The sequence below is a fragment of the Pseudomonas fulva genome, assembly GCF_023517795.1.
GTDB classification, from domain to species: domain Bacteria; phylum Pseudomonadota; class Gammaproteobacteria; order Pseudomonadales; family Pseudomonadaceae; genus Aquipseudomonas; species Aquipseudomonas fulva_D.
Window position 1 is genome coordinate 2,804,493 of sequence record NZ_CP082928.1, and the last position, 20,289, is coordinate 2,824,781.

General features: G+C 66.6%; 17 protein-coding genes and 2 pseudogenes. 12 read left to right on the top strand and 7 right to left on the bottom strand.

Annotation, left to right across the window (positions count from 1 at the left end; translation table 11 throughout):
• Window positions 1-10: 10 nt before the first annotated feature.
• Window positions 11-340 (top strand): annotated as a pseudogene (locus K8U54_RS12655) (helix-turn-helix transcriptional regulator); the annotation flags it as partial.
• Here the strand turns inward: K8U54_RS12655 and K8U54_RS12660 are convergent.
• Complete coding sequence (locus K8U54_RS12660) at window positions 341-1,696, bottom strand: 3-oxoacyl-ACP reductase (protein WP_249906191.1); 1,356 nt, start codon at window positions 1,694-1,696, stop codon at window positions 341-343.
• A 136-nt stretch (window positions 1,697-1,832) separates the two neighbouring features.
• Between K8U54_RS12660 and K8U54_RS12665 the strand changes: the two genes are divergently transcribed.
• Entirely contained in the window at window positions 1,833-3,110 is a 1,278-nt protein-coding gene (locus tag K8U54_RS12665) for an acetyl-CoA C-acetyltransferase (protein ID WP_249906192.1), read from the top strand.
• Between the two features lie 66 nt (window positions 3,111-3,176).
• Here K8U54_RS12665 and ada read toward each other — a convergent pair whose 3' ends face one another.
• Window positions 3,177-4,220 carry a bifunctional DNA-binding transcriptional regulator/O6-methylguanine-DNA methyltransferase Ada gene (gene ada / locus K8U54_RS12670; protein ID WP_249906193.1) on the bottom strand — a complete coding sequence of 348 codons (1,044 nt, stop codon included), beginning with the start codon at window positions 4,218-4,220 and terminating at the stop codon, window positions 3,177-3,179.
• 173 nt (window positions 4,221-4,393) lie between these two features.
• Here ada and K8U54_RS12675 point away from each other — a divergent pair, with 173 nt between their 5' ends.
• The gene (locus tag K8U54_RS12675; protein WP_249906194.1) at window positions 4,394-5,281 is read left to right on the top strand and encodes a PA4780 family RIO1-like protein kinase; all 888 of its coding nucleotides are present in this window, start codon (window positions 4,394-4,396) and stop codon (window positions 5,279-5,281) included.
• Between the two features lie 185 nt (window positions 5,282-5,466).
• Here the strand turns inward: K8U54_RS12675 and K8U54_RS25335 are convergent.
• Together K8U54_RS25335 and K8U54_RS12685 are read right to left on the bottom strand one after the other, a co-directional pair.
• Window positions 5,467-5,976, bottom strand: a pseudogene (locus tag K8U54_RS25335) (methyl-accepting chemotaxis protein); the annotation flags it as partial.
• A gap of 1,611 nt (window positions 5,977-7,587) precedes the next feature.
• Entirely contained in the window at window positions 7,588-9,201 is a 1,614-nt protein-coding gene (locus tag K8U54_RS12685; protein ID WP_249906196.1) for a response regulator, read from the bottom strand.
• 323 nt (window positions 9,202-9,524) lie between these two features.
• On the opposite strand from K8U54_RS12685, the gene K8U54_RS12690 reads away from it, so the two are divergent.
• The 6 genes from K8U54_RS12690 to K8U54_RS12715 all read left to right on the top strand — a co-directional run bounded on the left by K8U54_RS12690 (window position 9,525) and on the right by K8U54_RS12715 (window position 14,497).
• On the top strand, window positions 9,525-10,592 hold the full coding sequence (locus K8U54_RS12690) for a DUF2333 family protein (protein ID WP_249906197.1): 1,068 nt from the start codon (window positions 9,525-9,527) through the stop codon (window positions 10,590-10,592).
• Between the two features lie 3 nt (window positions 10,593-10,595).
• Window positions 10,596-11,129: an NUDIX hydrolase gene (locus K8U54_RS12695; RefSeq protein ID WP_249906198.1), complete on the top strand. Its 534-nt coding sequence runs from the start codon at window positions 10,596-10,598 to the stop codon at window positions 11,127-11,129.
• 109 nt (window positions 11,130-11,238) lie between these two features.
• A complete protein-coding gene (locus tag K8U54_RS12700) occupies window positions 11,239-11,610 on the top strand; it encodes a translation initiation factor Sui1 (protein WP_249906199.1) in 372 nt (123 codons plus the stop codon).
• 133 nt (window positions 11,611-11,743) lie between these two features.
• Window positions 11,744-13,657, top strand: coding sequence for an arginine decarboxylase (gene speA, locus K8U54_RS12705; RefSeq protein WP_249906200.1), 1,914 nt, complete (start codon window positions 11,744-11,746; stop codon window positions 13,655-13,657).
• A 51-nt stretch (window positions 13,658-13,708) separates the two neighbouring features.
• The gene (locus tag K8U54_RS12710; RefSeq protein WP_249906201.1) at window positions 13,709-14,128 is read left to right on the top strand and encodes a DUF4174 domain-containing protein; all 420 of its coding nucleotides are present in this window, start codon (window positions 13,709-13,711) and stop codon (window positions 14,126-14,128) included.
• Between the two features lie 105 nt (window positions 14,129-14,233).
• Window positions 14,234-14,497: a carboxymuconolactone decarboxylase family protein gene (locus K8U54_RS12715; protein ID WP_249906202.1), complete on the top strand. Its 264-nt coding sequence runs from the start codon at window positions 14,234-14,236 to the stop codon at window positions 14,495-14,497.
• A gap of 199 nt (window positions 14,498-14,696) precedes the next feature.
• On the opposite strand, the gene K8U54_RS12720 is transcribed toward K8U54_RS12715, so the two are convergent.
• Both K8U54_RS12720 and K8U54_RS12725 read right to left on the bottom strand, forming a co-directional pair.
• Complete coding sequence (locus K8U54_RS12720; RefSeq protein WP_249906203.1) at window positions 14,697-15,407, bottom strand: NUDIX hydrolase; 711 nt, start codon at window positions 15,405-15,407, stop codon at window positions 14,697-14,699.
• Entirely contained in the window at window positions 15,404-15,985 is a 582-nt protein-coding gene (locus tag K8U54_RS12725) for an adenylyltransferase/cytidyltransferase family protein (protein WP_249906204.1), read from the bottom strand. The genes K8U54_RS12720 and K8U54_RS12725 overlap by 4 nt, the downstream gene beginning before the upstream one ends.
• A gap of 99 nt (window positions 15,986-16,084) precedes the next feature.
• Here K8U54_RS12725 and K8U54_RS12730 point away from each other — a divergent pair, with 99 nt between their 5' ends.
• The 3 genes from K8U54_RS12730 to nadE are packed head-to-tail and all read left to right on the top strand — an operon-like array spanning window position 16,085 to window position 18,784.
• Window positions 16,085-16,738, top strand: coding sequence for an isochorismatase family protein (locus K8U54_RS12730; protein WP_249906205.1), 654 nt, complete (start codon window positions 16,085-16,087; stop codon window positions 16,736-16,738).
• The gene (gene pncB, locus K8U54_RS12735; protein ID WP_249906206.1) at window positions 16,731-17,936 is read left to right on the top strand and encodes a nicotinate phosphoribosyltransferase; all 1,206 of its coding nucleotides are present in this window, start codon (window positions 16,731-16,733) and stop codon (window positions 17,934-17,936) included. Before K8U54_RS12730 ends, pncB begins: the two co-directional genes overlap by 8 nt.
• Window positions 17,937-17,956: 20 nt before the next feature.
• Window positions 17,957-18,784: an ammonia-dependent NAD(+) synthetase gene (nadE, locus tag K8U54_RS12740; protein WP_249906207.1), complete on the top strand. Its 828-nt coding sequence runs from the start codon at window positions 17,957-17,959 to the stop codon at window positions 18,782-18,784.
• Between the two features lie 69 nt (window positions 18,785-18,853).
• Here nadE and K8U54_RS12745 read toward each other — a convergent pair whose 3' ends face one another.
• Window positions 18,854-20,197: an MATE family efflux transporter gene (locus K8U54_RS12745; protein ID WP_249906208.1), complete on the bottom strand. Its 1,344-nt coding sequence runs from the start codon at window positions 20,195-20,197 to the stop codon at window positions 18,854-18,856.
• Window positions 20,198-20,289: the final 92 nt, after the last annotated feature.

A 20,289-nucleotide genomic window follows, 5' to 3' on the forward strand; every position in this document is an offset into this window, starting at 1 on the left:
CGGGTATGTGCGTCCCGAACTGGTCGGTGAGGTGAACCGGCTGATCGATGAACTGCTGGTCGAGGGGGCGACCCTGGAACAGGTTGCCGCTCGCCTCGACATGCCGGCACGGCGGCTGCGCGAGCGCTTGGCCCAGGCCGGCGTGCGCTTCAACGAGTTGCTCAGCGCTTGTCGCTGCAACCTGGCCAAACGCCTGCTGGTGGACACCGAAGAACGTATCGAACGGATCGCCGAACGCACCGGCTTCTCCGAGCCCAGTACCTTCTGCCGCGCGTTCAAGCGCTGGGTCGGCCAGACGCCGGTGGAGTTCCGCCGTCGCGGCCGCAGCGCTGCGTCGTGATCAGGCGCCCAGCAGGCTCTGCCCGCAGACCCGCAACACCTGACCGCTGACCGCTCCCGAGCCGGGTTGCGCGAACCAGGCTACCGCTTCGGCGACATCCCGGGGCAGGCCGCCTTGGTTCATCGAGTTCATGCGCCGGCCGGCCTCGCGAATGGTGAAGGGAATGGCGGCGGTCATGCCCGTTTCGATAAAGCCCGGCGCCACCGCGTTGATGCTGATGCCGCGTTGCGCCAGGGTCGGCGCCCAGCTCTGGGCAAGGCCGATCAGCCCGGCCTTGCTGGTTGCATAGTTGGTCTGCCCGACGTTGCCGGCGATGCCGCTGAGCGAGGCGATCAGTACCACGCGACCATTGTCGCGCAGGGTGCCGGCTTCCAGCAGCGCGGCGGTGAGTTGCTGCGGGGCACGCAGGTTGACCTCGATTACCGAGTCCCACAGGCCCTCGCTCATTTTCGCCAGGGTCTTGTCGCGGGTGATACCGGCGTTGTGGACGACGATATCCATGCCGCCGGGCAGCGCCTCGACCAGTTTGCGCGGAGCGTCTTCGGCGCAGATGTCCAGGGCCAGGCTGCGGCCGCCGAGGCGCGCCGCCAGGGCGTCGAGGGCGTCCTTGGCCGCTGGCACGTCCAGCAGCAGCACCTCGGCACCGTCACGGGCCAGGGTTTCGGCGATGGCGGCGCCAATGCCGCGGCTGGCGCCGGTGACCAGCGCGGTCTTGCCGGCCAGCGGGCGCGTCCAGTCGCTGACCTGCTCGGCGCAGGGTTGCAGGCGCAGCACCTGGGCCGAGATGTAGGCGCTCTTGGGCGACAGCAGAAAGCGCAACGCGCCTTCGAGCTGGCGCTCCGCCCCCGGGTCGACGTGCAGCAGCTGCACGGTGCCGCCGCGGCGGATCTCCTTGGCCAGCGAGCGGGTGAAGCCTTCCAGTGCGCGCTGCACGCTCGAGGCCTGCGGATCGTCGAGCGTCTGCGGCGCACGACCGAGCACCACCACATGGGGGCAGCGATCGAGGTTCTTCAGCGCTGGCTGGAAGAACTGGCGCAGGGCGTCGAGTTCCTCGAAGCGGCGCAGGCCGCTGGCATCGAAAACCAGGCCCTTGAGTCTTGGGCCGTGTTCGGCCGTCCAGCGCGGTAGGCCGAACTGCTCGTCACGGGGCGCGAACAGCTCATCGGTCAGGCGCTTGGCGAAGCCCGCCACCGCGGCGCCCAGGTCGCCCTCACCGCCGATCAGCAGGGCGCCTTCCAGTGGCCGATTGCGACCGGCTACCCAACGCTCCAGGGGCAGTGGCGCGGGCAGGCCGAGCGCACCGACCAGGCGACGGCCAGCCGGCGTATTGGCGAAGTTGAGGTAGCGGTCGGACATGGAACAGACTCCAGGGCTGAAACTCAAAGTGGTTGACCACTGTACGCGATCACTCGTTTCATGCATCGACAGCAGCCCAATGACCGGCCCTCGAGTCGGTGAATTGCCGCAAAATATTACCTGCAAGGAGCCGTTCATGAGCCTGCCGCGCCGGGTCGCCATCGTTGGTGGCAACCGCATTCCCTTCGCCCGCTCCAACAGCGCCTACGCCACGGCCAGCAACCAGGCCATGCTCACCAGTGCGCTGGAAGGCCTGGTCGAGCGCTACAACCTGCATGGCGAGCGCCTCGGCGAGGTGGTGGCCGGCGCGGTGCTCAAGCACTCGCGGGACTTCAACCTGACCCGCGAATGCGTGCTCGGCTCGCGCCTGGCCCCGCAAACCCCGGCCTATGACCTGCAGCAGGCCTGCGGCACCGGCCTGGAGGCGGCGTTGCTGGTCGCCAACAAGATTGCCCTGGGGCAGATCGAGTGCGGTATCGCCGGCGGCGTGGACACCACCTCGGATGCGCCGATCGGCGTCAACGAGGGCTTGCGCAAGATCCTGTTACAAGCCAACCGGGCCAGGAGCACCGGCGACAAGCTCAAGACTCTGTTGCAGATCCGCCCCCGGCATCTGGCACCCTCATTGCCACGCAATGGCGAGCCACGTACCGGCCTGTCCATGGGGCAGCATTGCGAACTGATGGCGCAACACTGGGCCATCCCCCGTGACGAGCAGGATCAGCTGGCCGTGGCCAGCCATCGCCAGCTGGCTGCGGCCTATGCCGAGGGCTGGCAGGACGATCTGATGACGCCGTTCCTCGGCCTGACCCGTGACCAGAACCTGCGCCCCGATATCGACCTGGCCAAGCTGGCAACCCTCAAACCGGTGTTCGAGAAGGGCCTGCGCGGCACCCTGACCGCCGCCAATTCCACGCCCCTGACCGACGGTGCGTCGCTGGTGCTGCTCGCCAGCGAGGAATGGGCCAAGGCCCGTGGCCTGCCGATTCTCGCCTACTGGCGCGACGGTGAGGCGGCGGCGGTGGATTTCGTCAAAGGCCACGAAGGGCTGCTGATGGCACCGGTGTACGCCGTGCCGCGGCTACTGGCGCGCAACGGCCTGAGCCTGCAGGATTTCGACTACTACGAGATCCACGAGGCCTTCGCCGCCCAGGTGCTGTGCACCCTCAAGGCCTGGGAAGACGCCGACTACTGCCGGGAACGACTGGGCCTGGAGCAGCCGCTGGGCAGCATCGACCGCGCCAGGCTCAACGTCAAAGGCAGCTCCCTGGCTGCCGGCCACCCGTTTGCCGCCACCGGCGGGCGGATCGTCGCCAACCTGGCCAAGCTGCTGGCGGTCGCCGGTGAGGGCCGCGGTCTGATTTCCATCTGCGCCGCGGGTGGGCAGGGCGTGACGGCGATTCTGGAGCGCTGAGGCGAGCGAGCCGTAGTCCGCTTCCCGCGTAGCAGCCCCCTTGCAATCGCTTCGCTCGACGTCCCGTCAGGGGGCGTCCTTTTCGCGCCTTTCCGCTTCGGCCGCCAGCAACGCCGCCTTGCGCGCCACGCCCCAGCGGTAGCCACCCAGGCTGCCATCGGCCGCCGTCACCCGGTGGCAGGGCACCAGCAGGCCCAGGGGGTTGCTGGCACAGGCGCGGGCGATGGCCCGCGGGTGACTGTCCAGCGCGGTGGCGAGCTGCCCGTAGGTGCGCGTCTGGCCGACGGGAATGGCGCGCAGGGCCTGCCAGACGCGTTGCTGGAAAGCCGTGCCGCGCAGGTCCAGCGGCAGCCTGGCGGCGCGCGCGGGCTCGCCCAGTTGCTGCAGTACCTCGCTCAGCCACGCCTGCAGCTGCCCTTGATCGGCCTGCAGGCTGGCCGCCGGGAAGCGTTGGCGCAGCTCGGTTTCCAAGGCGTCGGCCGTATCGCCGAACAGCAGGGCGCACAGCCCGTTTTCACTGCTGGCCATGAGCAGATGGCCGAGCGGGCAGGGCACCACCGCCACGCGCAACGTCTCGCCCGGCGATCCCAGGCGCCGCCGCGCCAGGGCCACACCATCGCGTTGTGCATAGAGGCTGCGGGTATTGCTGTAGCCGTTGTCCAGCGCTGCGTCGAGTACCGACCTGGCGCCCGGCAGGCTGGCAGCCAGGCGCTCGCGTTGGCGGGCGCTGGTCCAGGCCTTGGGCGTCAGGCCGGTGCGCGCCTTGAAGGCCCGGGCTAGGTGCGAGGCGGACAGGCCGATGCGCGCCGCCAGCGCGTCGAGGGTTGGCGGTTTGTCGGCCTCGTCGAGCAGGCGGCAGGCGGCACTCACCAACGCGTCGAGTTGTTCGGCGGGGCTTGCGCCCTGGGGCGTGCAGCGCTTGCAGGGGCGGTACCCCGCCGCTTCGGCCTGCACCGGGCCGTCATGGAAACTGACGTTCTCGCGGCGTGGGCGGCGCGCCGGACAACTGGGCCGGCAATAGATACCGGTCGAGCGCACGGCGAAGACGAATTGCCCATCCTGGGCGGCATCGCGCTCGCACACGGCCTGCCAGCGACGTTCTTCGGACATGTTCATCTCCTGTAACGATGTCCTGAATTGTCGGTATCCGGCTGCCTGCGCGCCAGTGCCAATCGCGCTTTCGAACTGCCTGGACTGGCCCATTCTTTTCATGGGCTGGGCGCTGCCTCTGGTTTGCCGTATAAAAGGGCCGCATAGCCCACCGAGGACCCCGATAAAAGCTGATGAAGACGCCAAAACGCATTGAGCCCCTGGTCGAGGACGGCCTGGTGGACGAGGTGATTCGCCCTTTGATGAGCGGCAAGGAAGCAGCGGTCTACGTGGTGCGTTGCGGTTCCGAGTTGCGTTGCGCCAAGGTTTACAAGGAGGCCAACAAGCGCGGGTTCCGCCAGGCCGCCGAGTATCAGGAGGGCCGCAAGGTGCGCAACAGCCGTGATGCGCGGGCCATGGCGAAGGGTTCCAAGTACGGGCGCAAGAACCAGGAGGAGAACTGGCAGAATGCCGAAGTCGCCGCGCTGTTTCGCCTGGCCAGTGCCGGCGTGCGGGTGCCCAAGCCCTATGACTTCCTGGACGGCGTGCTGCTGATGGAACTGGTCACCGATGGCGAAGGCGATGTGGCGCCGCGCCTCAACGACGTCGACCTGCACCCCGAGGACGCCCGCGAGTTCCATGCCTTCATGATCGAGGAGATCGTGAAGATGCTGTGTGCCGGCCTGGTGCACGGCGACCTGTCGGAGTTCAACGTGCTGCTCGGCCCGGACGGCCCGGTGATCATCGACCTGCCCCAGGCGGTGGACGCCGCCGGCAACAACCACGCCTTCAAGATGCTCGAGCGTGATGTCGGCAACATGGCGGCCTACTTCGGCCAGTTCGCTCCGGAACTCAGGTACAGCAAGTACGCCAAGGAAATGTGGGCGCTCTATGAAGAGGGCAAGCTGACCCCGGATAGCGTGCTGACCGGCGAATTCAAGGACCCGGAAGACGAAGCCGACGTCGACGCGGTGATGCGCGAGATCAAGGCCGCCCTGGCCGAAGAGGCACGCCGCCAGGCCGCGCTCAATGCCGACGAGGAGCCCAAGGACCGCGAGCCGCCTCCGCCCTGGGAGCGCTGAGCCGCGCACGGCGCCACCCGGTGAGAGCGGGCGTGGGCGCCCAGTTCACGCCCGCGATTTCGCGCGCATGACGCGCTCCCACAGTGGTAATCCGGTCGCTCAGGTCATTTTGGGTTGCGTCGCTGCGGCCCGGCCGATCCCCTGGCGCGATGCTGTCGGCCTATCTATCTGGATCGCCGCTCCTGTCAAACCCGAAACGCCTGCACGGCCTGGTCCAGCTGGCCGCTCAGCACCTGCAGCTCGACGCTCTGCGCGCGGCCCTGGCCGATGCGCTGCAGGTTGTCGCCGCCGAGTTGGTGAATGCGCTCGCTGTGATCGCGGATCTCGCTGACCGCGCCGCCCTGGTATGCCGTGGTCTCGGCGATGCGCGCCGCCATGCTGGTGATGGTACCGATGGCGCCGACGATCTCGTCCAGCGCACCGTCGGCGGTGCGCGCCTGTTCGGCGGTGGCTTCGGCGTGCTCGACCTGGCTGCGCATAGCCTGTACCGAGCTGTTGGCCGCCTGCTGCAGGCGGCCGATGACTTCCTGAATCTGCGCGGTGGCCGAGCTGGTTCGCAGGGATAGCGAGCGCACCTCATCGGCCACCACCGCGAAACCACGGCCCGCGTCGCCGGCCCGTGCCGCCTCGATGGCCGCATTGAGGGCCAGCAGGTTGGTCTGCTCGGCGACGCTGCGGATCACCGTCAGTACGCTGCCGATGGTGGCGGTTTCCGTGGCCAGGTGCTCGATCGCCTGGGCATTGCCCTGCACCTCGTCGACCAGTGCATGCAGGCCGGAAAGGCTGTTGCCGATGACCTTCTGGCCCTGGGCGAGGGCGCGGTCGGCGTTGCGGCTGGCGGTGGCGGTCTGGCTGGCGTCGTCGGCCACCTGCAGGATGGTCGCCTCCAGCTCGCTCAGGGCGTCGCGGATCTGCGCGGTATCGCTGGCCTGGCGTTCGGCGCCGTCGTGCAGGCCGCCGCTCAGCTCCGCCAGGGTATGGCTGGAGGCCGAAACCTGGGCAGCGTGCTGGTGAATGGTGCCCACCAGCTCGACCAGGTAGCGGCGCAGGCGATTGAGCGACTCCTCGATGTCGCGCAGTTCACGGGTGTTGGTGGCCAGGTGGACCTCGCCCGCGAAGTCGCCCGCGGCCCAGGCCGAGAGTGCCGGAACCAGGCGCTCGAGCAGGCGGCTGAGGCGCCGCTGCAGGGTGTCGATGAGCAGCGCGACGAGCAGGATCAGCCCCACCATGACGCCGAGTATCAGCCGCGTTTCGCCCTGGATGCGACCATGCTCGGCGCGCACCCGGGGCTCCAGGGCGGTAAAGGATTGCTGCACCGCATCCAGGCGCGCGCGGGTGCTGGCGGCCAGCTGCGCACGTTGCTCGATCAGTGCCTGGGTGCGGGCCAGCTCGCCAGGGTAACGGCCGAGCAGGCCGTCGAATTCGCGCTTGAGGCTGATACCGCGGTCCTGCGCTTCGCTCTCCTGGCTGTCGTTGTCCAGACCCAGCAGGGAGGCGAAAGCATTGCCGCCTGAGGCCGCTTGCTCCGTGACGCCGAGCAGCGGCAGCTCGTTGATCCTCTTGGCCTGTACCTGCAGGGCCTGTACTTCACGCTCCACATCGGTGGCCAGTTCGGCACGCCCGCTGCTGACCAGCTTGGTGCGGGCCAGCGCCAGGCGGGCCAGGTGTTGCGAGGCATCGAAGAGCGCGGGGCGGTAGGCGTCGGCGGCATCGCTACGGGCCTCGTCGGCGTAGCGCGCGAGCCCCGTCAGCGCATCGGCCATTTCCCGTTCGGCCTGGATCAGCAGCCCCTGTGGATCGCCGGACAGCTTGCCGGCCGCCAGCAGTTGTTCGGCGGCGAAGGCTTTCAGCTCGCCCAGGCTGTTGCCCAGATCGCCGGCGAGGTCGCTTGGCAGTTCGTCGACATTGGCCTGCAGTGCGTCCAGGTTCTGGAGGGCGGCGCTATGGCGCAAGGCATCGCCGCTTTCCAGGTAGCCAAGAATGTTGCCGGCCGCCTCGCGTTGGAATTGCTGGGCGAGTTCCAGGTACTGCTCCATCAGCACATAGGGGCGCTCCAGTGCCCGCTGCGACCACCACAAGGTGCAGGCCAGGGCAATGCCGATGCCGACCAGCAGGAGGGTGTTGAGATTGGTGAGGGATTTGAGGCGCATGGGCTCGCTTGACGTCCGATCGGTGATGGCACTGCGCCATGCAGTGCGGTCTGATCGGTACGTTATGGCGGCTTTGTGACAAGGTGGTTACGCCCGGGGGCGCGTCGCCCTGTGAGGCCCGGCGACCGACATGCGGTCGCCGGGCACTAGCCGAATTCACCCATAGATTTCGACGCGGTTGCGGCCACCGTTCTTGGCGCGGTACAGGGCCTCGTCGGCACGCTGCGACAGGAGCTTGCTGTCGGCGTCATCGACCATTTCGGCAATGCCGCAGCTAAAGGTGCAGCTCAGGTCGTGGGGGTGGGCCGGGTAGTGGATCTCGGCGAACCGCGCGCGGACTTCGTCCAGTACCCTGGTTGCCGTCTGCGCATCGGTGTTGGGCATCACCACGGCGAATTCCTCGCCGCCATAACGGCCGATGCAGTCGCTCTTGCGCAGGCGCTGCTTGAGGAACAACGCCAGGCTCTTGATCACCCGGTCGCCCATGGGATGGCCGTAGTTGTCGTTGACCTTCTTGAAGTAATCGATATCAATCATCGCGAAGCTCAGCGGCTGCTCGTCGCGCTGGGCGCGAAAGCGCGCATCCTCGAGCAGCTGCAGGGTGTGGGTATGGTTGAACAGCCCGGTCAGGCTGTCGCGTACCATGCGTGCCTTGAGGCTGCGTGCGCGGTCGGCGCGGTTGCGTACGGTGGCGATCAGGTGGCGGGGCTTGATCGGCTTGGTGAGAAAGTCGTCGCCGCCCTCGCTCATCGCATCGAGCTGCTTGTCCAGATCGTCCTCGGCGGACAGGTAGATGATCGGCACGCTGACGTAGCGGTCGTTATGGCGGATCACCTGGGCCAGCTCGGTGCCGTTGCAGGCCGGCATGTACATGTCGAGGATGATCAGGTCCGGCTGGAACTCGGCCAGCTCGTCCATCGCCTGGATCGGCTCGGTGAGCGTGCGGGTGACGATGCCGGCGCTGTTGAGCACCCGCTCGGTGTGGGTGGCCTGGGCGCGGGAATCGTCGACGATCAGCACGCGGTAGGGCTCGTACTGGGCCACGTGGGTCAGCACCTCGATGCGTTCGAGCAGGCTCGAGGCGTCCATGGAGCCGGTAAAGAACTCGCGCCCGCCGGCACGCACCGCCGCCAGGCGGGTTGGGGTGTCGGTGTCTTCGTGGCTGTAGAACAGCACCGGGATCTTTTCCTGCAGGCCTTCCTGAACCGCCTGGGCCAGTTGCAGACCGTTGCCGGCGCCGGCGAAATCGATCTCCATGACGATGGCCGCCGGATGGCGCTCGAGCATGGCGGCGCGAAAGGCGTTGGCGGTATCCAGCGGCTTGGCGTTCATGCCGAAGAACTCGAGTTGCTGAGCCAGGCGTTCGGCGCGCTCCAGGTGCTGCAGGGCCAGGTACACGGGTTTGCGCAACGGCGGCAGGGTGGTGTGCTCGAAACGGTCGCCGTGGCGCAGGCCGGTGCGCGACAGGCGCTGCATCAACTGGTTGAGTTCGCTGATCACTTCGCTGTTGAGGCGGCCCCGGTTGGCGCCCACCACGCCCAGGCAGGCGACGATGCGCGTACCCAGCTCACGGTGCTCGACCTGCTCGAAACGCTCGGCATACCGTTGCAGCAGCTGCGCGGCCTCCTGCAGTTCCTGCATGCCGGCGTCGTTCCATTCGCCCCGTTGCAGGCGCAGCCACACTTCCAGAACCTGGCGGGCCTGGTGGATCACCCGCTGGGCGAAATGCTGTTTGAGCCGGTCGCGGCTGGGGTCTTCTTGCTCGGTCATGGCCTGTCGATCTGCATGTGGCGGCGTGGGGCTGATTGTGATGGCCTCATGCTATCACTGGGGGGTTATTTTGCCATTCCTTTGACGCCAGTGTTGTGAATCGCCCCGCACCCTTGGCCATGCTATCGGTAGATGCTGCGCCCAGGCCGATGACTCCGGCCGGTCACGTCGTGAATAGCTTGCTGCGCTGCGCAGCGAGGCAGCCTTCCCTTATAGTGGCAGCGTAGCTTCGATGCAGGCCATGGGGCGGCCAAGTATTAGCGCAACCCTCCCATGGCCCTGTGGTCGAAGCCCTGTACGTCGTTGATCAAAGGATAATCGCCATGCTCGATTGGAAGAACCGCACCACCGGCACCGCCCATGCCGATGACGGTGCCAGCACGGGGACTCGCCGTCGTCTTGGCGGCGGGCTCGGCCGTGTCATCGTCGGCTTGCTGGGTATCTATCTGCTGGTGGCGCTGGTCGTCGGCTGGTGGTGGAGCCAGGAGCCGGACCTGTTCCCGGTACAGCAGCGCGTGCAGGCTGCGGCGGAAAGCAGCCAGCGTCAGGTGGTCAACGGCTACACCACGGTGGAAACCCTCAAGCAGGTCGCCCAGACCCTGCTCGACAAGCCGGGTGGCTACCTGGCCAACGACCTGGCCCCGCCGGGCCTGTGGCTCGACAACATGCCGAGCTGGGAATACGGCGTGCTGGTGCAGGTGCGTGATTTCTCCCGCGCGCTGCGCAAGGATTTCGCCCGCTCGCAATCGCAATCCACCGAGGATGGCGACCTGGCCCGCGCCGAGCCGCGCTTCAACTTCGACCATCGCAGCTGGGCGCTGCCGGCCGCCGAGTCCGAGTACCGCGAAGGCATCAACTCGCTGGATCGCTACCTCGCTCGCCTGTCCGAGCCGGGCCAGGGCGGCGCACGTTTCTATACCCGTGCCGACAACCTGAACAACTGGTTCGGTGATGTCGCCACCCGCCTGGGCTCGCTGTCCCAGCGCCTGTCGGCCAGCGTCGGCCAGGTGCGCCTGAACACCGAGGTGACCGAGACCACCGAGCTGGCCGAAGGCCAGGTGCCGGAGGTGACCGAGCGCACCTACGAAACCCCGTGGCTGCAGATCGACAACGTGTTCTACGAAGCACGCGGTCAGGCCTGGGCGCTGTCCCACCTGCTGCGCGCCATCGAAGTCGATTTCGCCGACGTGCTGGCCAAGAAGAACGCCACCGTCAGTGTGCGGCAGATCATCCGCGAACTGGAGGCCGCCCAGGCCACGCTGTGGAGCCCCATGGTGCTCAACGGCAGCGGCTACGGCATCCTCGCCAACCACTCGCTGGTGATGGCCAACTACATCTCGCGGGCCAACGCCGCGGTGATCGACCTGCGTCAGCTGCTGTCCCAGGGCTGATTGATGGCCGTTGCCAGCGCCGAGGTGGCGCATCGCGCTGCCTCGGATGCCGAGCTGATCGCCTGGGTCGATGAACAGGACCGTGTGCTTGGCGCCCTGCCACGCGCCGAACTGCGTAGCCGCGGCCTGATCGGCCGCGGCACCTTCATTCTTCTATTCAACGCTGCCGGTGAGCTGTGTGTGCACCGCCGCACCCTGAGCAAGGCAGTGTATCCCGGTTATTGGGATATTGCCGCCGGTGGCATGGTGGCGGCCGGTGAAAGCTACGCACTGTCGGCCGAGCGCGAGCTGGCCGAAGAGCTGGGTATCCGCGATGCGGTGCTGCGTGACCATGGGCGTTTCTTCTTCGATCAGCCGGAGAACCGTATCTGGTGCGGGGTGTTTTCAGCGGTTTCCGATGCGCCGCTGGTGCTGCAGCCCGAAGAGGTTCTGGAGGCGCGCTTCATGAGTCTCGAAGCCGCGCAGCGCGATATCGAGCTTAAGCCCTACTGTCCCGACTCGCTCGTGGCGCTGCAGCACTATCTCGCCAATCGCTGATCACTCCGCGGGGTCGCCAATCCATCAGGGGTTGGCGCATTTCGCTTCTTAGCATTGCCGGCCTTTGTCGTTACACTGCGCCGCTCCCATCCACTGAGGAAAAAACGCGGTGGCCAAGAAAACCTCTTCATTCGCCGGCCTCGGTGGCCTGGTGTTCTCCACGGACGCAGGCCGGCATTGCCCGGATTGCTCGCAGCCGGTGGACGCCTGCACCTGTTCGCGCACGACGATTCCCGAGGGCGATGGCATTGCCCGGGTGCGCCGCGAGACCAAGGGCCGCGGCGGCAAGACGGTGACCACCATCGGCGGCGTGCCGCTGGGCGAAGAACCGCTCAAGGAGCTGGCCTCGGCCTTGAAGAAACGCTGCGGCTGCGGTGGCTCGCTCAAGGATGGCGTGATCGAGATCCAGGGCGACCATGTCGAACTGCTGCTCGCCGAACTGCTCAAGCGCGGGTTCAAGGCCAAGAAATCCGGTGGCTGAACGTCGCCGCCCAGTGACGCTTTAAACTTACTCGCTGCTCGGCCAGTCCATTGCCGAGCAACCGTCATTTCCAGGCTCTATGCTCGCCCGACCTTTTCGACAGCATCAGCCTATCTGCAACAGGGGAACCTCGATGGCCGCACGACGCACACGCAAGGACGATGGAAGCCAATGGACCGTAGGCGACAGCCGCAGTGTCTATGGCATCCGCCACTGGGGCGCCGGCTACTTCTCGATCAACGATGCGGGCCGCGTCGAAGTGCGCCCCAACGGGCCTGACAGCACGCCCATCGACCTCCATGAGCAGGTCGAGGAGCTGCGCCAGAGCGGCCTGTCGCTGCCACTGCTGGTGCGCTTCCCGGACATCCTGCAGGACCGCGTGCGCAAGCTGACCGGCGCCTTCGATGCCAGCATCGCGCGCCTGGAATACGGCAATCGCTACACCGCGCTGTACCCCATCAAGGTCAACCAGCAGGAAGCGGTGGTGGAGAACATCATCGCCACCGAAAACGTTTCCATTGGCCTGGAAGCCGGCTCCAAGCCCGAGCTGCTGGCCGTGCTGGCACTGGCGCCGAAGGGCGGCACCATCGTCTGCAACGGCTACAAGGACCGCGAATTCATCCGCCTGGCGCTGATGGGCCAGAAACTCGGCCACAACGTGTTCATCGTCATCGAGAAGGAGTCGGAAGTCGCCCTGGTGATCGACGAGGCCGCCGAACTCAAGGTGGCGCCGCAGATCGGCCTGCGCGTGCGACTGTCGTCCCTGGCATCGAGCAAGTGGGCGGACACCGGCGGCGAGAAGTCCAAGTTCGGCCTGTCCGCCGCGCAGCTGCTGTCGGTGGTCGAGCGCTTCCGCAAGGCCGGCCTGGATCAGGGCATCCGCCTGCTGCACTTCCATATGGGCTCGCAGATCGCCAATATCGCTGATTACCGCAAGGGTTTCCGCGAAGCCATCCGCTATTACGGCGAGCTGCGTGCCCTCGGCCTGCCGGTCGACCATATCGACGTCGGCGGCGGCCTGGGCGTCGACTACGACGGCACCCACTCGCGCAACGCCAGCTCGATCAACTACGACATGGAAGACTACGCCGACGCGGTGGTCGACATGCTCAAGGAATTCTGCGACCGCCAGGAGATCCCCCACCCGCACATCTTCTCGGAAAGCGGCCGGGCGATGACCGCGCACCACGCCGTGCTGCTGGTGCAGGTGACCGACGTGGAGCGCCACAACGACGACGTGCCGGCAATCGACCGCAGCATCGAGCAGCCCGAAGTGCTGCAGGTGCTGATCGACCTGCTCGACGACAGCGACCCGGAAATGGTCGCCGAAACCTACTGGCGCGCCACCCACTACGTCAGCGAGGCGGCCGGACAATACTCCGCCGGCAAGCTCGACCTGCCCCAGAAGGCCCTGGCCGAGCAGTGCTACTTCTCCATCTGCCGTCGCCTGTACAACCAGCTCAAGGCGCGCCAGCGTTCCCACCGCCAGGTGCTCGACGAGCTCAACGACAAGCTGGCCGACAAGTACATCTGCAACTTCTCGGTATTCCAGAGCCTGCCGGACACCTGGGCCATCGGGCAGATCCTGCCGATCCTGCCGCTCAACCGCCTGGACGAGGAGCCGCTGCGCCGCGCCGTGCTGCAGGACCTGACCTGTGACTCGGACGGCAAGATCAACCAGTACGTCGACGAGCAGTCCATCGAGACCAGCCTGCCGGTGCACGAGCTGCGTGATGGCGAGGACTACGTGCTAGGGATCTTCCTGGTCGGTGCCTACCAGGAAATTCTCGGCGATATGCACAACCTGTTCGGTGACACCGACTCGGTGAACATCTACCAGAACGCCGACGGCAGCATCTACCACGCCGGTATCGAGACCCATGACACCATCGAGGACATGCTGCGCTATGTGCACCTGTCGCCCGAGGAGCTGATGACCCACTACCGCGACAAGGTGGCCAGTGCGCGCATCAGCGCCCGCGAGCGTACCCAGTTCCTCGACGCCCTGCGCCTGGGGCTGACGCGCTCTTCGTACCTGTCGTACTGAGGGCATCCGCATCGCTGAGCGGCGGGCGCGATCCCGCCCGGAGGAGAGGCCATGAAGCGTTTCGCGACTCTGCTGCTCTCGGCCCTGCCGTTGCTGGCCCAGGCCAGCGAGGATCCGCTGCAGGCCGAGCGCTGGAAGACCCGCCCGTTGATCGTGTTGGCGGCCAGCGCCGATGACCCGTTGCTGGCGCGGGTGCAGGCCGCGCTGCGCGAGCCGGCCAACCGCGAGGCGTTCGTCGAGCGCGACATGGTGCTCTACACGGTGGTCGGCCAGCAGGGCCGGCGCAATGAGCAGCCCCTGGAGGCCATCGCCACCAAGCGCCTGCTGCTGGCGCTGGACGCCGGCAATGCCCGGCCCCAGGTGATTCTGGTCGGCAAGGACGGCGGCAAGAAGATCCAGCAGGGCGCCGATGCGGACTTGCAGGCGATCTTCCGGACCATCGACCGCATGCCCATGCGGCAGAACGAATAGCCCGAACGCTCACAACATGGACCAATGAGGTTGTAGCGTCTTGGCTCTATTGAGCAGGCCGGGTGGTGAGTAATCTGGCGTCCATTCGATGGCGAGGACGCCAGCATGGCTGACTCCGTTACCCTGCGCGGCGTGCAGGATCCGGCCCCGTGCCTGGCCGGCTGGCGCATCAGCAGCCATTTCGATGAAGCCGAACGTGCCGCGCTGGCCTGGGCGGAATCGCTGACCGACATCGCCCACAGCCATGCGCCGGATGAGGTGTTCGAGCCGCTCAAGGCGCACTTCACCGATTCGCAGATCAGCGACCTGACCTTCGCCATATCGCTGATGAATGCCTTCAATCGGTTGGCGATCGGCATGCGGCAGTAGGAATAGTTGATCGGCAGCCCATGGCTGACGAATGGGGAGCGGCCATGCCCGCGAAATCTCGGGCATGAGCGAGGAACTCCTGCCTGTTTCCAATAGATCAATTCAGGTGCTGGTTTGATTCGCCAGGCTAGGGGCTCTGTCCGCAATTCGCCGGCATGAACCAGGCGTCCCCGCCCGCTTCCACAGGTACGGATCCGGATCAGCTGCTCGCCCGATCCGCCAACAGACTTCGGTCGAATACGAACACGCCCTCGGCTTGCTCGGTCAGCGCCCACAACTGCTGGGGGCGGCCCATCTTCGGGAAGTTCTTCTCGCCGGTATCGCGAATCCAGCCGGCGTCCTTCATCTTTTCCAGGCGCTTGCGCAGCGAGGTGTTGTTGATCGTCGTGCCCAGGCACGCCTGGGCGGCGTTCAGGGCGTCGAGTACGGTGAAACGCGGCGGCGCCAGGTACAGTGGCAGGCTGGTGTAGACGGATTTGCCGGCCAGGCGCTCGACGCTCAGGCGCACCAGCTGCCCGTGGTCGAAGGGCAGGGCGAGGCGGCCGTTCAGCACTTCGTCGAGCGGTGCGAAACGCAGGCCGTCGTCGGCGGTTTCGGTATCCGGTGCCAGCAGGGCCAGGTAGTAGGTGCTCATCGACCAGCCACGGGGGTCACGCTCGGCACTGCCTTCGGTGCCGACCTGTTCGAGGTGGCGCGGCAGCACCTGGGCCTTGTCGCGCAACACGCGATGGGCAGCGGCTTCCAGGTTGGCGTCGCGGGTGCTGCCATTGACGATCACCCCCGGCAGCGCCCACTGGCCCAGAAACGGTTCGCGCTCGCGGCGGTGCAGCAGCACATGCAGCCCGCGGCTCTCGGCATCCATGCGCAGGGCGATCAGATCCACGCTTGCCAGTACCTCAACAGAACTCAAACGGACCTCCTGTAAATCGTCATCTCGCTGTGGATTTCCGGCAATTGCCAGGCCTCGGGGATCGCTTGCCCGGCGGCGATCATCGCCCGAATCGCGCTGCTGTGCACGGTCATCTCCTCGCCCGCCACCAGCAGGCCGAAGCGCTGGCGCAGCTCGGCGGCGCGGTGAAATGTCTGCAGCCGGGTGAGGTTGTCTTCACCGATCACCAGCGCCAGGCGCTCGGTCGGCAGCCCGTATCGTTCGGCCAGCCGGCTGAGCAGGTCGTAGCTGTAGATCACCCGGCCATCGGCGCCGAGCTCGCGCTCCAGGTTGCAGCAGCGTACCCGATCGCCGAAGCGCGCGGCCAGGCGCTCGACCCAGGCGCAGCGCAGGTCGAAGTCGGCCATGCGTTTGCCGTCGGCGTGCCGGTAACTGGGCACCACCAACACCTGCTCGCAGGTTTCCAGCACACGCTGGATCACGCTGGCATGGCCGGCATGGGGTGGGTCGAAGGCGCCGCCGTAGATGGCCAGCGCGAAACGTCGCGGCGCCGGTTCGGCATGGCCTGCCGCGAAACACTGCAGAGCTGTCGGCAGCATCGTGATTCTCCTTGCAGATGGGAGTTGACATACATAATACACCTGGTGGAATATGTGTCCATCCCGCAGTGATGCGGCTCCATGAGCAGGAGGTGTCAGATGAAGATCGCCACGTTCGATGTCGATGCGCAAAAAGGCTTCACCAGCCTGTGCCCCGATGAATTGCCGGTGGCCGGCGGCCATGAGATCGCCGCGCCGCTCAACGACATGGCGCGTCGTGGCACCCTGCGCCTGGGCAGCAAGGACGCCCACGCCGCCAATGCCCTGTGGGTGGTCGACAGCCACGCCAGGATGCTGCAGCCCCTGGGCCACCCCAACGCCGACCTGACCTGGGTCAGCCACTGCGTGCCGGGCACCCCGGGCTTCGAGCTGCTCGACGCGCTGCCCGCGCCAATCGACTATGACTTCTTCGTGTGGAAAGGTGTCGAACCTGATCTGCACCCCTACGGCGCCTGCTACCACGACCTGGCTGGCCAGCGCAGTACGGGCGTCATCGAATACCTGAAGGTGGCCGGTGCCGGGGCCGTGGTGGTCGGCGGCCTGGCTCTGGACTTCTGCGTGAAGAACACCGCGCTGCAACTGCGTAGCGCCGGCCTCGAGGTGTTGCTGTATCTTCCGGCGTGCCGGGCCATTTCCGAAGCCGGCGCGACGCAAGCCATCGACCAGATGCGCGCGCAGGGCATCATCATCTGCGCCGATGGCGGAGCGCTCGACAACGAGCTGGCCCGCCTCGAGGAGAGTGACCATGAGTGAGAGCGTATTCGCCCCCAGCATCATCCAGAACCTGCTGGACACCGATTTCTACAAGCTGACCATGATGCAGGCGGTGCTGCACAACTACCCCAACGCCGAGGTGGAGTGGGAGTTTCGCTGCCGCAGCAACGAGGACCTGACGCCTTACCTGGCCGAGATCCGCTACCAGATCGAACAGCTGGTCAACACCTCGATCACCCCGGACCAACTGGCCTACCTGGAGAAGATCCCGTTCATCAAGCCGGACTTCATCCGCTTCCTCAGCCTGTTCCGCTTCAACATGCGCTACGTGCACGTCGGCACCGACGATGCCGGCCAGCTGGCGATCCGCGTACGCGGGCCCTGGCTGCACGTGATCCTCTACGAGATTCCGCTGCTGGCGATCATCTCCGAGGTGCGCAACCGCTATCGCTACCGCGAGGTGGTGATCGAGCAGGTGCGCGAGCAGCTGTACCGTAAGCTCGACTGGCTCAAGGGCGAAGCCACCGCCGATGAGCTGGCGGGCTTCCAGGTGGCCGATTTCGGCACCCGCCGGCGCTTTTCCTACCGCGTACAGGAAGAGGTGGTGAACATCCTCAAGCACGATTTTCCGGGGCGTTTCGTCGGCACCAGCAACGTGCACCTGGCCCGCGAGCTGGAACTGCGGCCCCTGGGCACCATGGCCCACGAATGGTTCATGGCCCACCAGCAACTCGGTCCGCGGCTGATCGACAGCCAGAAGGCGGCGCTGGAGTGCTGGGTCAAGGAATACCGCGGCCTGCTGGGCATCGCCCTGACCGACACCGTCGGCATGGACAGTTTCCTCGGCGACTTCGATCTGTACTTCGCCAAGCTGTTCGATGGCCTGCGCCACGACTCCGGCGACCCGCTGGCCTGGGCCGAGAAGGCCATCGCCCACTACGAGAAGCTGGGCATCGACCCGATGAGCAAGACCCTGGTCTTTTCCGACGGTCTGACCCTGCCCAAGGCACTTGAACTGTACCGCGCGCTGCATGATCGCATTCATGTGAGCTTCGGTATCGGCACCAACCTGACCTGCGACATCCCGGGTGTGGAGCCGATGAACATCGTCATCAAGATGATCGACTGCAACGGCCAGCCGGTGGCGAAGATTTCCGACACGCCGGGCAAGACCCAGTGCCGGGACCCGAACTTCGTGACCTACCTGAAACATGTTTTTCGCCTCGAAGCCAACTGACGCGAACCAAGGGAGACACCATGAGCAATCGACAAGCTGAAATCGCCAACGCCCTGGGCGTCATCGCCCCGTTCACCTCGGATGCCGACGTGGACGCCGAGATCGCCAAGCGCATCGCCTTCATCAAGAACACCCTGACCGCCTCGCGCACCAAGGTGCTGGTGCTCGGCATCAGCGGCGGCGTCGACTCCACGGCAGCCGGCCGCCTGGCCCAGCTGGCGGTGGAGCAGCTGCGCGGCGAGACGCAGGATCAGGACTACCGTTTCATCGCCATCCGCCTGCCGCACAACGTGCAGCACGACGAGTCCGACGCCCAGGCCGCGCTGGCCTTTATCGCCGCGGATGAAGTGCAGACCATCGACATCGCCCCAGCCGTTTCCGGCCTGGCCAGGCAGATCGGCGAGCTGGGTGGGTTGACCTCGGCACGTCGCGACTTCGTGCTCGGCAACACCAAGGCGCGCATGCGCATGCTGGCCCAGTACACCGTGGCCAACGCCCGCAACGGGCTGGTGATCGGCACCGACCATGCCGCCGAAGCGGTGATGGGCTTCTTCACCAAATTCGGTGACGGCGCCTGCGACCTCGCCCCGCTCAGCGGCCTGGTCAAGGGCCAGGTGCGGCGCATCGCCGAGCGCCTCGGCGCCCCGGCCGCGGTATTCTCCAAGGTGCCGACCGCCGACCTGGAGGACGAGCGCCCGGGCATCCCGGACGAGCAGGTGCACGGCGTCAGTTACGAGGACATCGACGCCTTCCTGCAGGGCAAGCCGGTCAGCGACACCGCCTATCAGGCCATCGTACAGACCTATGACAAGACCCAGCACAAGCGCGAGTTGCCGCTGGTGCCCTGATCGCCAGCGCGACGAAAAAGCCCGCGATTCAGCGGGCTTTTTCATGTCTGGAGAGTGGCAAACGCTCGATCAATTGCCCGGTGCCGCAATCCACTGACCACGCCGCGCCAGGCGCCAGGCCAGTACACCCAGGGTCAGGCTGCGCAGCGCCATGAAGGCCAGAAAGGCGATCCACAGACCGTGGTTGCCGAAACCCTGCAGCGCCACGGCGACCGGCAGGCCGATGGCCAGGGCGACGAGCATGGCATTGCGCATCTCGCGGGCCCGGGTGGCGCCGATAAACAGGCCGTCGAGCAGGTAGCTCCACACTGCGAACAGCGGCAGCAGGGCGAGATAGGGCAGGTAGAGATCGGCGGTTTCGCGCACCGCGGCGATATCGGTCTGCAGGTTGACGAACAGGTGGCCGCCAGAGGCGAATGCCGCGGCAAACACCAGGCTGGCCAGCAGCGACCAGATACCGGCGACGATCAGGCTGCGCCTGAGGGCCAGGCGATCCCGCGCGCCGATGGCGTGGCCGCACAGCGCCTCGACCGCATGGGCCAAGCCATCCAGGGCATAGGCGGTGATCAGCAGGCCATTGAGCAGCAGGGCGTTGGCCGCCACCGTGGCGTCGCCGAGGCGCGCGCCCTGGATGGTGATCAGCAGGAACACCGCCTGCAGCGCCAGGGAGCGCAGGAAGATGTCGCGGTTGACCGCCAGCAGCGCGCGCCAGCTCTGCCACCGGGCCATCGCCGCCCAGCGGGTGGTGCCCGGATAGCGACGCAGGGCGCGCCGTGCCAGCGCCAGGCCGACCAGCAGGCCGCCCCATTCGGCCAGCACCGCGGCGCGGGCAGCGCCGACCACTTCCCAGTGCAGGCCGAGCACGAACCACAGCGACAGCAGGATATTCAGCAGGTTGGTGGCCAGCAGCATCACCAGCGGCGCCCGCGCATTCTGGGCGCCGAGCAGCCAGCCGATCAGCGCGTAGTTGGCCAGCGCTGCGGGCAAACCCAGTAAGCGGGTGTGCAGAAAATCCCGGGTCAGGCCGTCGAGTTCGGCCGAGGGGTTCATCTGCCCCAGTGCCAGCCCACTGAAGGGTACGGCCAGCGCGCCAAGCACCAGCGCCAGCAGGGCGGCGAGCAGCAACCCCTGCACCAGCACCTGGCGCAGCGCACCACCGTCACCACGTCCACAGGCCTGGGCGGCGAAGCCGGTGGTACCCATGCGCAGGAAACCCAGCACCCCGACGATCAGGATGTACAGGCTGCTGCCCACCGCCACGGCGCCCAGCTGGTGGGCGTGGGGCAGGTGGCCGACCACCGCGGTGTCGACCAGCGCCACCAAGGGTACGGACAGGTTGGACAGGATCATCGGCGCGGCCAGCGCCCAGACCTTGCGGTGGGTCGGCGCGTGGCGCCAGGCATCACGAAACATGGGCAACTCCCTGCAGGCTGCGCAGTATAAGGGTGTTGCCGTTGCGCGGGCATGGCAGGCGGTAGCGAGTTGGTCGTCGCATCGCATTGAAA